The sequence below is a fragment of the Luteimonas sp. 8-5 genome, assembly GCF_029763755.1.
Taxonomy (GTDB): domain Bacteria; phylum Pseudomonadota; class Gammaproteobacteria; order Xanthomonadales; family Xanthomonadaceae; genus Cognatiluteimonas.
This window is the reverse complement of record NZ_JARUVM010000045.1, coordinates 1-12,818: the sequence shown is the minus strand read 5'-3', so window position 1 is coordinate 12,818 and position 12,818 is coordinate 1. Positions and strand designations below refer to the sequence as shown.

13 protein-coding genes and 1 pseudogene are annotated in these 12,818 nt (G+C 69.5%); 8 read left to right on the top strand and 6 right to left on the bottom strand.

Annotated features, from left to right (window positions below):
* On the bottom strand, window positions 1-364 hold a 364-nt coding region (locus tag QAA18_RS06565; protein ID WP_279412039.1), incomplete at its 3' end, for a dienelactone hydrolase family protein.
* Between the two features lie 107 nt (window positions 365-471).
* Here QAA18_RS06565 and rimO point away from each other — a divergent pair.
* The 3 genes from rimO to QAA18_RS06550 are packed head-to-tail and all read left to right on the top strand — an operon-like array spanning window position 472 to window position 3,385.
* Entirely contained in the window at window positions 472-1,830 is a 1,359-nt protein-coding gene (rimO, locus tag QAA18_RS06560) for a 30S ribosomal protein S12 methylthiotransferase RimO (RefSeq protein WP_279412038.1), read from the top strand.
* A 39-nt stretch (window positions 1,831-1,869) separates the two neighbouring features.
* Window positions 1,870-2,622: a cytochrome b/b6 domain-containing protein gene (locus QAA18_RS06555; RefSeq protein WP_279412037.1), complete on the top strand. Its 753-nt coding sequence runs from the start codon at window positions 1,870-1,872 to the stop codon at window positions 2,620-2,622.
* Complete coding sequence (locus QAA18_RS06550) at window positions 2,612-3,385, top strand: molybdopterin-dependent oxidoreductase (protein ID WP_279412036.1); 774 nt, start codon at window positions 2,612-2,614, stop codon at window positions 3,383-3,385. The genes QAA18_RS06555 and QAA18_RS06550 overlap by 11 nt, the downstream gene beginning before the upstream one ends.
* A 2-nt stretch (window positions 3,386-3,387) precedes the next feature.
* Here QAA18_RS06550 and greB read toward each other — a convergent pair whose 3' ends face one another.
* The 3 genes from greB to QAA18_RS06535 are packed head-to-tail and all read right to left on the bottom strand — an operon-like array spanning window position 3,388 to window position 5,929.
* On the bottom strand, window positions 3,388-3,906 hold the full coding sequence (greB, locus tag QAA18_RS06545; RefSeq protein WP_279412035.1) for a transcription elongation factor GreB: 519 nt from the start codon (window positions 3,904-3,906) through the stop codon (window positions 3,388-3,390).
* Between the two features lie 5 nt (window positions 3,907-3,911).
* Window positions 3,912-4,424 (bottom strand): copper resistance protein NlpE, encoded by a 513-nt coding sequence (locus QAA18_RS06540; protein ID WP_279412033.1) that lies wholly within the window; start codon window positions 4,422-4,424, stop codon window positions 3,912-3,914.
* The gene (locus QAA18_RS06535) at window positions 4,421-5,929 is read right to left on the bottom strand and encodes a helicase HerA-like domain-containing protein (protein WP_279412032.1); all 1,509 of its coding nucleotides are present in this window, start codon (window positions 5,927-5,929) and stop codon (window positions 4,421-4,423) included. Before QAA18_RS06535 ends, QAA18_RS06540 begins: the two co-directional genes overlap by 4 nt.
* Before the next feature lie 39 nt (window positions 5,930-5,968).
* On the opposite strand from QAA18_RS06535, the gene QAA18_RS06530 reads away from it, so the two are divergent.
* Window positions 5,969-7,456, top strand: a complete 1,488-nt coding sequence (locus tag QAA18_RS06530) for a transglycosylase SLT domain-containing protein (protein ID WP_279412031.1) — start codon at window positions 5,969-5,971, stop codon at window positions 7,454-7,456.
* A 28-nt stretch (window positions 7,457-7,484) separates the two neighbouring features.
* On the opposite strand, the gene asd is transcribed toward QAA18_RS06530, so the two are convergent.
* The gene (asd, locus tag QAA18_RS06525) at window positions 7,485-8,330 is read right to left on the bottom strand and encodes an archaetidylserine decarboxylase (protein ID WP_279412029.1); all 846 of its coding nucleotides are present in this window, start codon (window positions 8,328-8,330) and stop codon (window positions 7,485-7,487) included.
* 10 nt (window positions 8,331-8,340) lie between these two features.
* Window positions 8,341-9,009: an SCO family protein gene (locus QAA18_RS06520; RefSeq protein ID WP_279412027.1), complete on the bottom strand. Its 669-nt coding sequence runs from the start codon at window positions 9,007-9,009 to the stop codon at window positions 8,341-8,343.
* Window positions 9,010-9,108: 99 nt separating this feature from the next.
* Here QAA18_RS06520 and prmB point away from each other — a divergent pair, with 99 nt between their 5' ends.
* The 4 genes and pseudogenes from prmB to QAA18_RS06500 form a co-directional block, all read left to right on the top strand.
* Window positions 9,109-10,059, top strand: coding sequence for a 50S ribosomal protein L3 N(5)-glutamine methyltransferase (gene prmB, locus QAA18_RS06515; RefSeq protein ID WP_279412025.1), 951 nt, complete (start codon window positions 9,109-9,111; stop codon window positions 10,057-10,059).
* Window positions 10,056-11,144 (top strand): chorismate synthase, encoded by a 1,089-nt coding sequence (aroC, locus tag QAA18_RS06510; protein ID WP_279412041.1) that lies wholly within the window; start codon window positions 10,056-10,058, stop codon window positions 11,142-11,144. The genes prmB and aroC overlap by 4 nt, the downstream gene beginning before the upstream one ends.
* 1 nt (window position 11,145) lies before the next feature.
* A complete protein-coding gene (locus QAA18_RS06505) occupies window positions 11,146-12,162 on the top strand; it encodes an aspartate-semialdehyde dehydrogenase (RefSeq protein WP_279412024.1) in 1,017 nt (338 codons plus the stop codon).
* A 41-nt stretch (window positions 12,163-12,203) separates the two neighbouring features.
* Window positions 12,204-12,818: pseudogene (locus QAA18_RS06500) on the top strand (hypothetical protein); the annotation flags it as partial.

Here is a 12,818-nt window from a genome sequence, read left to right as displayed (position 1 = left end):
CGGTGCCGCCCCAGCAGAACCCGACCACGCCCACCTTCAGGCCTTCGGCGCGCAGCAGGTCGGCCGCGGCGGCCAGCACCTGGACCGCGCGCTCCATGCCCAGCGCGGCGACCAGCTCGCGGCCCCTGGCCATGCCCGCGGCGTCGTAGTCCAGCTCCACGCCGCGCTCGACCGGATCGAAGAAGGCCGGCGCCAGGGCCACGTAGCCCGCCCCGGCGTAGCGGTTTGCCACGCTGCGCACGTGCGGGTTCACGCCGAAGATTTCCTGGACCACGACGATGCCGCCACGCGGTGCCGACACCGGATCCGCGCGCCAGGCGCCGATGCTGCCGGCGGGCGTGTCGAAGGCGATGTCGCGGCCCATTGGATGCTCCTGGTGTTGGCGGTGCTGGGGTTGAAGGTGTGAAAGCGATCCCGATGCATCGATTCTAGCCCCGTATAATCCGCGGTCGCCTCGATCCCCGTGATCCCATGCCCGCCAGCCCTTCACACGCCAGCCCTTCACAGGCACGCAATCCCAAGGTCGGCTTCGTCAGCCTCGGCTGCCCCAAGGCCCTGGTGGACTCGGAGCGGATCCTGACCCAGCTGCGGGTCGAAGGTTACGACCTGGTGCCCAGCTACGACGCGGCCGACGTGGTGGTGGTCAACACCTGCGGCTTCATCGACTCCGCGGTGGCCGAATCGCTCGACGCCATCGGCGAGGCGATGGCCGAGAACGGCAAGGTCATCGTCACCGGCTGCCTGGGCAAGCGCGAAGAGGTGATCCGCCAGGCGCATCCGGGCGTGCTTTCGATCAGCGGCCCGCAGGATTACGCCAGCGTGATGGACGCGGTGCACGCGGCGGTGCCGCCGAAGCACGATCCCTTCGTCGACCTGCTGCCCGACTACGGGCTGAAGCTGACGCCGAAGCATTACGCGTACCTGAAGATCTCCGAAGGCTGCAACCACCGCTGCAGCTTCTGCATCATCCCGTCGATGCGCGGCGACCTGGTGTCGCGCCCGGTCGACGACGTGCTGCGCGAGGCCGAACGCCTGGTCAAGGGCGGCGTGCGCGAACTGCTGGTGGTGTCGCAGGACACCAGCGCCTACGGCGTCGACCTGAAGTACGCGCCGCGAGAATGGCGCGGAACGCATTACCAGACCCGGATGAAGGCGCTGTGCGAGGGTCTGTCGCAATTGGACGCGTGGGTGCGCCTGCACTACGTCTACCCGTATCCGCACGTCGACGACATCGTGCCGCTGATGGGGCAGGGCGGCCTGCTGCCGTACCTGGACATTCCGTTCCAGCACGCCAGCCCGCGCATCCTGAAGCTGATGAAGCGGCCAGGTGCCGTGGAGAAGACGCTCGAGCGCGTGCAGCGCTGGCGCGCGATGCAACCGGACCTGACCATTCGTTCCACCTTCATCGTCGGTTTTCCGGGCGAGACCGAGGAAGAGTTCGAGGACCTCCTGGACTTCCTCGACGAGGCGCAGCTCGATCGCGTGGGCGCGTTCGCCTATTCGCCGGTGCAAGGCGCGGCGGCCAATGCGCTGCCCGATCCGGTGCCGGAAGAAGTGAAGCAGGAGCGCCTGGCGCGGTTCATGGCCCGGCAGGCGGCGATCAGCGCCGCGCGCCTGGAGGCCAAGGTCGGCAGCGTGCAACGCTGCATCGTCGACGCCATCGACGGCGAACTCGCGATCGCCCGCTCCAGCGCCGATGCGCCGGAGATCGACGGCGTGGTGCAGGTGCAGGACGGGCGCGACGCCGGCCTGGTGCCGGGGCAGTTCGTCGACGTGGAGATCCTGGGCAGCGACGAGCACGATCTGTACGGCGAAGTCGCGGTGCAGTAGCCGCCCACCGGGCAAAATCAATTGGGGTAGGATCGGGACATGGACCCGGTCCGGCCCATCCCGGCATACGAATGGCGCACGGTGTTGCGCCACCGCTGGCCATTGCGCTGGATGCACTGGATCAACTTCGCCTGCATGCTGGCCCTGGTCGGCAGTGGCCTGCAGGTGTTCAACGCGCATCCGGCGTTGTACTGGGGCGAGGTATCGAATTTCGCGCGGCCGTTGTACGCCCCGGGTGACTTCCCCGGCTGGGCGACCATTCCCGGCTACCAGTCGCTCGCCATGGGTCGGCGCTGGCACTTCTTCTTCGCCTGGCTGTGGGTGATCAATGGCGCGTGCTACCTGGCCTGGTCGCTGGCCAGCCGCCACCTGCGCGACGACATGGCGATGCGCCGGCGCGACTGGCGCGCGATTCCGCGGGCCATCGCCGACCACCTGCGCTTCCGCCATCCGGTGGGCGGGGAGGCGCTGCATTACAACCCGCTGCAGAAGCTGGCTTACCTGGGCGTGGTGTTCGTGCTGGCGCCGCTGGCGATCATGACCGGACTGGCGATGTCGCCGCAGATGGACACCGTGCTGGGCTGGTGGCTGGACCTGGTCGGTGGTCGGCAGTCGGCGCGCACGCTGCACTTCGTGGCGATGGCGTTGTTCGTGCTGTTCGTGGCGGTGCACCTGGTGATGGTGGTGTACGCCGGGCCGGTGAACGAACTGCGCTCGATGATCACCGGCCGCTTCCGCGCGCGCTGGCCGCGCGGGGAACGCGCGCAGGAGGATGAAGTCGATGGCCAGTGAACCGATGGTCCCGTCGCGGCGCCGCCTGTTGCGCGGCGCCATGGCCGTCGCCGGCGCCGGCATGCTCGCCGGCTGCGATGCGCTGTCGCGCAGCAAGGGCTTCGTCGGCCTGCTGGAACGCGCCGAGCCCCTGACCATGCGTGCGCAGCGCCTGCTCAGTGGCGACCGCCTGGCCGAGGAATTCCCCGAATCCATGATCTCGCCGGTGTTCAAGCCCAACGGCTCGATCAACCCGCAGACACCGGAGTACCTGGCGTTGAAGGCCGGCGGCTTTGCCGATTACCGGCTGCGCGTGCGCGGCCTGGTGCAGGAGCCGCTGGAGTTCAGCCTCGATGCCCTGCATGCGTTGCCGCAGCGCACCCAGGTCACGCGCCACGACTGCGTGGAAGGCTGGAGCGTGATCGGCAAGTGGCAGGGCGTGCCGCTGTCGCACCTGCTGGATCTGGCGCGGCCCCTCCCGGGCGCGCGTTACGTCGTGTTCCATTGCCTGGACGACATCGCGGCCAACGGTTCGCGTTACTACGAGAGCATCGACCTCCAGGACGCCTACCATCCCCAGACCATCGCCGCGCACCGGCTCAACGACGCGCCGCTGCCGGTGGCCAATGGCGCGCCGGTGCGGATGCGGATCGAGCGCAAGCTCGGCTACAAGCACGCCAAGTACGTGCACACCATCGAGGTCGTCGACAGCTACGCCGCCATCGCCGGCGGACGTGGCGGCTTCTGGGAAGACCGCAACTACGACTGGTACGCCGGGATCTGACTTTACGGCCGGTAGTCGACCGATACGATCGCGAAGCGGGCGAGGCCGCCCGGCAGTTCGGCTTCGAATTCGTCGTCGACGCGCTTCTTCAGCATCGCGCGCGCCAGCGGCGAGTCGATGCTGATGTGGCCCTGGCGCGCGTCGGTCTCGTCCGGGCCGACGATGCGGTATGTCGCCAGGGTGCCGTCGTCGAGGCCGCCGTCGTCCAGGCGCTCCACTTCCACCGTCGCGCCGAAGAACACCGCCTGCGGGTCCGATGGCAGGGTGTCGACGACGCGCAATGCCTCCAGCCGCTTGCCGAGGTAGCGCACTCGGCGATCGATCTCGCCGAGCTGTTTCTTGCGGTAGGTGTATTCGGCATTCTCGGAGCGGTCGCCTTCGGCGGCCGCGGCGGCCAGCGCCTTGACCACCTCGGGCCGGCGCACCCGCCACAGTTCATCCAGCTCGGCCTTGAGCCGGGCGTGACCCTGCGGCGTGACCAGCGCGGTGGACTGCGCGGCCGGTGGTCGCCAACGCCCCAAGCCGTCTACCGTTCGCGCACAAGGCGCATGTCGAAGGGACTGTCGATCGGCTTGCCCTCGGTATCCAGCGGAACCAGAGCATCGGCGTCGACGGCGAAGAACCGGTCGATGTCTTCCTTGTTGCCCGGATCCAGGCGGATGCGCCGGCCGTGAGCTTCCATCGACCAGGTCCCCTGGACGACGTTGCTGGTGCCGGCGCGCTCGCGGTAGGTGTCGGTGAGCACGAAGCTGCCGTCCGCGGAGAGCACCAGGGTCTCATCGATGCCCGGACAGTCGGCGCAGGGCAGCAGGCCGGCCCAGGTGCCGGCCAGGGCGCGCATGTCGTTCGCGGCCGCGTCCGGCTGCACGCCGGGCTCGGCCATCGTGGTCTCCACTTCGGTGGCTGCCGGTGGAACATCGGCCGCCGCGGCTTCGGTGGCTGCCGGCGCGGGTTGCGGCTGCGGCGATTCGGCATTGCAGGCGGCTACGAACAGCGCGACGACGGGGACGAGCAGGGCAATTCCATTCGATCGGTTCATTTGCTTCCTCCAGTAAAGCTGCCGAGCACCCCGCGCAGGATACGGCGGCCGATCTGGCTGCCCACCGTGCGCGCGGCCTGTTTGGCCATGGTCTCCACCGCGCCCTGGCGGCGCTTGGTGCCCCACATCCATTCGCTGATCCTGGCGCCGATGCCATCGCCGTCGCCATCGTTGCCGGTGGGCTTCGCCGCGGGGCTGCCGGCACCCGCAGCTGCAGCTTCTGCCTTCTTCGCCAGCATCTCGGCCGCGGATTCGCGATTGACCGCCTTGTCGTATTTGGCCCCCACCGGGCTGCCCGCGCGCACCTGCATGCGCTCGGCTTCGGTGATCGCGCCCATGCGGCAGCGCGGCGGCGCGACCAGGGTGTGTTCGACCGGCATCGGGATGCCCCTGGCCTGCAGCGTCGACACCAGCGCCTCGCCGACACCGAGCTTGCCGATGGTTTCGGCCACGTCCAGCGCCGGATTCGCCACGAAGGTCTCGGCGGCGGTCTTCACCGCCTTGCGGTCGCGCGGCGTGAACGCGCGCAGCGCATGCTGGAAACGGTTGCCCATCTGCCCGAGGATCTCGTCGGGCACGTCGTCGGGGAACTGCGAGCAGAAGTACACGCCCACGCCCTTGGAACGGATGATGCGCACCACCTGCTCGATGCGCTGGCGCAAGGCCGGCGGCGCATCGTCGAACAGCAGGTGCGCCTCGTCGAACACGAACACCAGTTTCGGCTTGTCCAGGTCGCCGACCTCGGGCAGGTTCTCGAACAGCTCCGACAGCAGCCACAGCAGGAAACTGGAATACAGCCGCGGCTTGAGGACGAGCTGGTCGGCGGCGAGGATGCCGATCACGCCGCGCCCGTCTGGCGTGGTCCGCATCAGGTCCGGCAGCTCCAGCGCGGGTTCGCCGAAGAACGCCTTCGCGCCTTCGCCTTCCAGCCGCAGCAATGCGCGCTGGATCGCGCCGATCGACTGGGTGCTCACCAGGCCGTAACTGGCGGAGATCGCCTTGCGCTCTTCCGCCACCAGCCCGAGCAGGGCGCGCAGGTCGTCCAGGTCGACCAGCAGCAGGCCGCGGTCGTCGGCGATGCGGAAGGCGATGTCGAGCACGCCGGACTGGGTGTCGTTGAGCTGCAACATGCGCCCGAGCAGGGTCGGGCCGATCTCGCTGACGGTTGCCCGCACCGGATGGCCGAGCTTGCCGTACAGGTCCCAGAAAACCACCGGGCTGGCTTCGGCCGTATAGCCGTCGATGCCGATGGCCGCGGCGCGCTCGCGCAGCTTGTCGCTGGCCGTGCCGGCGACGGCAAGCCCGGCGACGTCGCCCTTCACGTCGGCCATGAACACCGGTACGCCGATGCGCGAGAAACCTTCGGCCAGTGTCATCAGCGTCACGGTCTTGCCGGTGCCGGTGGCCCCGGCGACCAGCCCGTGGCGATTGCCGTACTGCGGCAGCAGGTGGACCTGGCCGGAGGCGGGCGTGGTGATCGACTTGCCGACGAGAATGGGATCCATGCCATCGATTCTAGCCGTGGAAGCGGCTAACCTGCCTGCATGGATTTCCGCATCGCCGCCCCTCTCGTGCTCCTCGTCGCCGCGCTGGCCGCGGCGCCCGCCTCACAGGCCGTTTCACGCCGCGACAAGGCCGCCGCGGCCGCGATCGCCCAACGCATGGCCGCTGCCGAAGCACGCTATGGCGAAGCGCTGGTCAAGGTCGGCAACGCCGATCCGGAAGGGCGGGCGGAAGCCGATGCCGCGCTCGAGGACATGGAGGACGCCGTGGCCGCCTGCGTGCAGCAGCGCGGTTGCGAAGTCTCCAACCTGCTGGCCACCTACAAGCGCCTGCTCAAGGTCGCCGCCGACGAGGAGGCCGAAGGTCCCGAGGAGGACGTCGACGCCCTGGGCGCCGATGCAGGCCATGCGGGCCTGGCCGCCGCCGTGCCCGAAGCCGGGCGCGCGGCCAGCCTGCTCGACAGCCACACGCACCGCTTCGACGAGATGGTGCAGTACAACCCGGCGGTGCAGGCCGGGATCCGGCGCTGGCTGACCGACATGCGCGGGCAGCTGCTCGACAGCTACGAGAACTACCAGTACCTGCGCGCGGAAATGTGGCCGCACTACGAGCGCGCGGCGCTGCCCGAAGCCCTGCTGTTCGGGATCATGGCCAAGGAGTCCAACGGCAAGGTGCACGCCACCTCGCGCGCCGGCGCCGCCGGGCCGATGCAGTTCATGTTCGCCACCGGCAAGCGCTTCGGCCTGGGCATGGACGCCACCGGTTTCGACACCCGCTACGACCCCAACGCCTCGGCCGAAGCCAGCGCGGCCTATCTCAACGAACGCATGCGCGAGCTCAACGACAACATCGAGCTCGCCCTGGCCGCCTACAACGGCGGCGAGGGCAGGGCGCGGCGCGTGTACGAGCGCAACGGCGGCCGCGGCTTCTGGAATGCCGAGGTCTATCGCGAGTTCCCGCCGGAGACCCGCGACTACGTGCCGATGGTGATCGCCGCCGCCTGGCTGTTCCTGCACCCGGAGGATTACGGACTGACCTTCCCCGACGTGGACGCGCAGCCGGCCGCGCTGCAACTGCGCAAACCGACTTCGATCTACGAACTGGCGATCTGCCTGGGCAACCGCGACACCCGCGACGGTTACCTGCGCACGCTGCGCAACCTCAATCCGCGCTACATGGCCGACACCGCGCTGCCGGCGGGCCTGTCGCTCAATGCGAGCAAGCGCATGGCGAAACTGTACGACCGTTATTGCGTGGAGGGTCCGCGCGCCGAGCTGGCACAGGTGCTGATGCGCAGCGATGCGGCGCTGGCGGTGGTCAACGACAAGGGTGCGCCGGTGCCGCGCGCCGTCGCCACCTCCCGGGAACGCCCGAGCATGCACCGTGTTGCGCGTGGCGACACGCTCAGCTCCATCGCGCGCAAATACCGGTGCTCGACGCGCGACCTGGCGCGCAGCAACAAGCTCAAGGCGCCGTCCTACGCGATCCGTATTGGCCAGGGCATCAAGCTCGACACCTGCAAGCTGTAGGAGCGCGCCTCGCGCGCGAGGCGCGCTGCTACGGGGTGAGGGTGGCGAGGCGCTGGCCGAGCTTGACGGGGGATTCGGCGCCGAGGCCGGGTTCCAGGGTGGCGACGCCGGGCGGGAGCAGGACGATGACCGTGGAACCGTAGTTGAAGCGCGCCATCTCGGCGAAACGGGCCAACTCGATGTGCTGGTTGCGGTAGTCCTTGCGGGTGACGCGGCGGCCGTAGCGCGGGATCTCGATGCCGCTCCACACGGTTTCCACGCCCGACACCAGCAACGCGCCGACCATCACCATCGCCATCGGGCCGAAGTCGGTCTCGAAGTGGCAGGCAAGGCGTTCATTGCGCGCGAACAGTCGCGGCACGTGGCTGACCGCAGCCGGGCCGACCGAGAACAGGCGCCCGGGCACGTGCACGGTCTCCAGCAGGCGCCCGCTGCAGGGCATGTGCACGCGGTGATAGTCCTTCGGCGACAGGTAGACGGTGGCGAACAGGCCGTCGTCGAACGGCGTGGGGCCACTGCCTTCGCCGAGCAGTTCGGCGGCAGTGAACGACTGCCCCTTGGCCTGGAAGATGCGTCCGGCCTCGATCGGGCCGCACTGGCTGATGCGGCCATCGGCGGGCATCAGCAGCGCGCGCGGATCGGGATCCGGCGTGCGCACGCCCGGCGTGAGCGCGCGGGTGAAAAAGGCATTGAAACTTTCGTAGGCGCGGGGGTCGGATTCCAGCGCTTCCTCGAGGTCGACGCCGAAGCGGCGCACCACCGTGTCGATCAGCCAGGCGCGCGTGCGCGGGTGCTTCGAGTAGGCCAGTTGCCGCGCCAGCCAGGACAGGGACTGGTGCGGGAGGACGTGGGTGAGGGCGGTGAGGGCGTCCACGGCAGGGGTGTTATCGGTTGCTGTTTGCCAGGGCCAGCAGGTCGGCGGCGATCGCCTGCGGATCCAGTGCGCCCTGGTGGGTCTGCTGGATCACGCCGGCCATGCGCGCCTGCGGGTCGAGCACGGCCATCGCGGCCGAGTGGTCGACGCTGTACTGGTTTGCTGGCACGCCTTCGGGCGCGGGCACCTTCATGAACACCAGCGAGAGCGAACGCGCGAACGTTTCCAGCGCGGGGATGTCGGCGGTGGCGGCCAGCGTGTCCTTGTGGAAGGCATGGGCGTATTCGCCGATGCGGTCGGGGCTGTCGCGCTCCGGGTCGACGGACACGAACAGCACCCGTGGCCGGGTCGCCTCCGGCAGCGCGGCCCACTGCTTCTGCGCCTGGGCCAGTTGCGCCAGCGTGGTCGGGCAGACGTCGGGGCAGTGGGTGAAGCCGAGGAACACCAGGGTCCAGTGGCCTTGCAGCTCGCCGGGCACCAGCGGCGTGCCGTCCGACTGCTGCAGGCTGAAGGCGGGCAGCTCGCGGGGTTGCTCGAACAGCTTCACCGCCTGCAGCGCGGGCGCCGGCGGACCGGCCTGGTTGCCCAGGCCTCCGCCGAACCAGGCTTGGGCGGCCCACAGGCCGAGACCGGCGGCCAGCGCGGCGACCAGGACGAGGAGGGTGGTACGGTTGAACATGCAGGAGCCTTCTTCAGCCGATACTTGAACTTCGGCCATGATAGCCGCGCCACCGTTATAATTCGCGGTCCTGCGCCCCCAGCCACCAGCGGCCCCGCCATGACCGATGAGCTCCACACGATCGTCGACCTGATCCGCTACGGCGCCAGTCGATTCAACGCGGCCGGGCTCACGTTCGGCCACAGCTACGACAACGCCCTGGACGAGGCGACCCAGCTCACCCTGCACGCGCTGCACCTGCCGCACGACATCGGCCCGGCCTACGGCCAGGCGCGGGTGACCCTGGCCGAGAAGGAAGAGGTCCTGGCGCTGTTCCTGCGCCGCATCGAGGAGCGCGTGCCCGCGGCCTACCTGACCGGGGAAGCCTGGTTCGCCGGCCTGTCGTTCAAGTCCGATCCGCGCGCCCTGGTGCCGCGTTCGCCGATCGCCGAGCTGATCGAGGCCGGCTTCGAGCCGTGGCTGGGCGGCCGCGAGGTACGCCGCGCGCTCGACCTGTGCACCGGGTCCGGCTGCATCGCGATCGCGATGGCCCACTACAACCCAGACTGGCACGTGGACGGCATCGACCTGTCCGACGACGCCCTGGCCCTGGCCCGCGAGAACCAGGAGCGCCTGCATGTCGACAACCTGCGCCTGCTGAAGTCCGACCTGTTCGCGGCGCTGTCGGGCGAACACTACGACCTGATCGTCACCAACCCGCCGTACGTGACCAACGACGAGACCGACGCGCTGCCGCGCGAGTACTCGCACGAACCGGAGCTCGGCCTGCGCGCCGGCGACGACGGACTGGACCTGGCCCTGCGCATCCTGCGCGACGCGCCGCTGCACCTGACCGAAGACGGCTTGCTGGTCTGCGAAGTCGGCGAGGCCGAACAGGCGCTGGTCAGGCTGCTGCCGGAACTGCCGTTGGCCTGGGTCGAGTTCAAGGTCGGTCAGATGGGCATCTTCGTGGCCGAACGCCACGACCTGGTGAAGCACAACCAGCGCATCCGCGAACTGGCGGACGCGCGCGAGCGCGATGCCGCGCCGGCTGCCGCGAGCCTGTTCTGACCTTGAACACGTTCGGGCAACTGTTCCGGGTCACCACGTTCGGCGAATCGCACGGACCGGCGATCGGCTGCGTGGTCGACGGCTGCCCGCCGGGCATCGAGCTGGCGCCTGGGGATTTCGTCGCCGACCTGGCCCGCCGCGCCACCGGCAAGACCCGCCACACCTCCGCGCGCCGCGAGGCCGACGAGGTCGAGATCGTTTCGGGCGTGTACGAAGGCCGCACCACCGGCACGCCGATCGCGCTGCTGGTCCGCAACACCGACGCGCGCAGCAAGGACTACGACGCGATCGCCTCGCAGTTCCGCCCGGGACACGCCGACTACACCTACTGGCAGAAGTACGGCATCCGCGATCCGCGCGGCGGCGGCCGCGCCTCGGCGCGCGAAACCACGATGAGGGTCGCTGCGGCGGTAATCGCGAAGAAATGGCTGGGCGATCGCCACGGCGTGCAGGTGCGCGGTTACCTCGCGCAGATCGGCAACGTCCTGCCGCGCGAATGCGACTGGGCCGCGGTCGAATCCAATCCGTTCTTCTGGCCCGACGCCGCGCAGGTGCCGGAGCTCGAGTCGTTCATGGATGCGCTGCGCAAGTCGGGCGATTCGGTCGGCGCGCGTGTCAGCGTGATCGCCACCGGCGTGCCGCCGGGCTGGGGCGAACCGGTGTACGGCAAGCTCGACGCCGAGATCGCGGCGGCGATGATGTCGATCAACGCGGTCAAGGGCGTGGAGATCGGCGACGGTTTCGCCAGCGTCGCCCAGCACGGCAGCATGCATCGCGACCAGGCCAGTACCGCAGGCTTCCTGTCCAACCATGCCGGGGGCATCCTCGGCGGCATTTCCAGCGGCCAGCAGGTGCTGGTGTCGGCGGCGTTCAAGCCGACGTCGAGCCTGCGCCTGCCCGCGCGCGGGCTGGATACCGCGGGCAACGAGGTCGAGATCGTGACCACCGGCCGCCACGATCCCTGCGTCGGCATCCGCGCCGTGCCCATCTGCGAGGCGATGCTGGCGCTGGTGCTGATGGACCAGGCGCTGCGCCATCGCGCGCAATGCGGCGACGTCGGCGAAGTATTCCCGAGGATTCCCTGAGATGAAGCAGTTCAAGGTAGCGGTGGTCGGCGCCACCGGCGCGGTCGGCGAAACGATGTTGTCGGTGCTGGCCGAGCGCAAGTTCCCGGTTTCGGAGCTGGTTGCCCTGGCCAGCGAGCGCTCGGCCGGTGGCGAGGTCGCGTTCGGCGACGACGAAGTGCTGGTGCGCGACCTGGCGACGTTCGACCCTGCCGGCGTCGACATCGCCCTGTTCTCCGCCGGCGGCGACGTGTCGAAGCAGTACGCGCCGAAGTTCGCCGCCGCCGGTGCGGTGGTGATCGATAATTCCTCGGCCTTCCGCCGCGACGACGACGTGCCGCTGGTGGTCGCCGAGGTCAATCCGCAGGCGCTGCGCAACCGGCCGCGCGGCATCATCGCCAATCCGAACTGCTCGACCATGCAGATGCTGGTCGCGCTGGGTCCGATCCATCGCGCCGTGGGCATCGAGCGCATCAACGTGGCGACCTACCAGTCGGTGTCCGGCACCGGCCGCCGCGCGCTGGAGGAGCTGGGCCGCCAGACGGCCGGGCTGCTCAACTTCCAGTCCGCCGAGCCCGAGGTCTATCCGGTACAGATCGCGTTCAACGTGATCCCGCACGGTGGCGACTTCCTCGACAACGGCTACACCAGCGAGGAAATGAAGCGGGTGTGGGAAACGCGCAAGATCCTCGGCGACGACACCATCGGCGTGAACGCGACCGTGGTCCGGGTGCCGGTGTTCTACGGGCACTCCGAAGCGGTGGCGATCGAGACCCGCGACAAGCTCGGCGCCGCCGACGCGCGCGAACTGCTGCGCACTGCGCCGGGGATCGAACTGGTGGACGAGCCCAGGGCGGGGGGTTACCCGACGCCGGTCACCCACGCATCGGGCAGGGATCCGGTCTATGTCGGCCGCATCCGCGAGGACCTGTCGCATCCGCGCGGGCTCAACCTGTGGATCGTCGCCGACAACATCCGCAAGGGCGCTGCGCTTAATGCGGTACAGATCGCAGAACTGATCGCCGCGGAAGCGGCATGATCGGGGTTGGGTTAGAGTCCAAGGCAGGAGGGGGCCCGGGGATGGGTTTGCGTAGACAGACGTTGATTGGCCGGACGTTGATCGGACAGGCGTTGCTCGGCGCGCTGCTGGTGGTCCTGCTGGCGATCCCGGGGCTGGCGCTGGCGCTCGGTCTCGGCCAGATCGTGGTCAAGTCCGCGCCCGGCGAACCGTTCCTTGCCGAAATCCCCATCGTGGCCGCCAATCCGGCCGAACTCGACGACCTGCGCGTGCGCCTGGCCTCTCCCGAGACCTTCCGCCGGATCGGGCTGCAGCCGCCGGACGCGACCCTGGCCGCGTTGCGCTTCACCGTCGCCCTCGATGGCCAGGGGCGTCCGGTCATCCGCGTCACCAGCGCCACCCCGCCGCCCGGACCGCTGCTGACCTTCCTGCTGGAAGTGGATTGGGGCGAAGGCCGCCTGGTCCGCGAATACTCCGCGCTGCTGGATGCGCCCGAAACGCTGGCCGCGCCGGTGCAGTCGGTGCAGGCGCCGGCGGTGGCTCCGGCCAACACCATTCCCCGGCCCGAGCCGGCCGCGCCCGCAACGGTGCCCGTACCCGAGCCGGAGGTCGTGACCGAAGCGCTGCCGCCCCCAGCGGTTCCGGAGCCGGAGGCACCGCAGCCGGCCCCAGCCGTC

What these genes read in the sequence shown, in the direction of transcription:
- rimO (WP_279412038.1), top strand. Translation starts at nt 472, where the DNA reads ATGCCCGCCAGCCCTTCACACGCCAGCCCTTCACAGGCACGCAATCCC.
- QAA18_RS06555 (WP_279412037.1), top strand. Translation starts at nt 1,870, where the DNA reads ATGGACCCGGTCCGGCCCATCCCGGCATACGAATGGCGCACGGTGTTG.
- QAA18_RS06550 (WP_279412036.1), top strand. Translation starts at nt 2,612, where the DNA reads ATGGCCAGTGAACCGATGGTCCCGTCGCGGCGCCGCCTGTTGCGCGGC.
- QAA18_RS06540 (WP_279412033.1), bottom strand. Translation starts at nt 4,424, where the DNA reads ATGAACCGATCGAATGGAATTGCCCTGCTCGTCCCCGTCGTCGCGCTG.
- QAA18_RS06535 (WP_279412032.1), bottom strand. Translation starts at nt 5,929, where the DNA reads ATGGATCCCATTCTCGTCGGCAAGTCGATCACCACGCCCGCCTCCGGC.
- QAA18_RS06530 (WP_279412031.1), top strand. Translation starts at nt 5,969, where the DNA reads ATGGATTTCCGCATCGCCGCCCCTCTCGTGCTCCTCGTCGCCGCGCTG.
- QAA18_RS06520 (WP_279412027.1), bottom strand. Translation starts at nt 9,009, where the DNA reads ATGTTCAACCGTACCACCCTCCTCGTCCTGGTCGCCGCGCTGGCCGCC.
- prmB (WP_279412025.1), top strand. Translation starts at nt 9,109, where the DNA reads ATGACCGATGAGCTCCACACGATCGTCGACCTGATCCGCTACGGCGCC.
- QAA18_RS06505 (WP_279412024.1), top strand. Translation starts at nt 11,146, where the DNA reads ATGAAGCAGTTCAAGGTAGCGGTGGTCGGCGCCACCGGCGCGGTCGGC.